At 49.2% G+C, this 246-nt stretch carries 1 protein-coding gene; it reads left to right on the top strand.

What is annotated here, in order from left to right:
• Positions 1-36 precede the first annotated feature (36 nt).
• Positions 37-246 (top strand): catalase (locus FQP90_RS23735; protein ID WP_280116005.1); only part of this gene is annotated, 210 nt, incomplete at its 3' end.

Here is a 246-nt window from a genome sequence, read left to right as displayed (position 1 = left end):
GCGGATGCAGCGAAAGTGTCTTACAACCCGTTCGACTTGACTAAGATCTGGCCACACAAAGATTATCCATTGATTGAAGTGGGTGAGTTTGAGTTGAACCGTAATCCGCAAAACTTCTTCGCTGAAGTTGAGCAGTCGGCATTCAACCCTGCCAACGTGGTTCCGGGTATTAGCTTCTCACCAGACAAGATGCTGCAAGGTCGCTTGTTTGCTTACGGTGATGCACAGCGTTACCGTTTGGGCGTT

The organism is Paenarthrobacter nitroguajacolicus, assembly GCF_007786235.1.
Taxonomy (GTDB): domain Bacteria; phylum Actinomycetota; class Actinomycetes; order Actinomycetales; family Micrococcaceae; genus Arthrobacter; species Arthrobacter nitroguajacolicus_A.
This window is presented reverse-complemented; position numbering and strand designations above follow the sequence as displayed.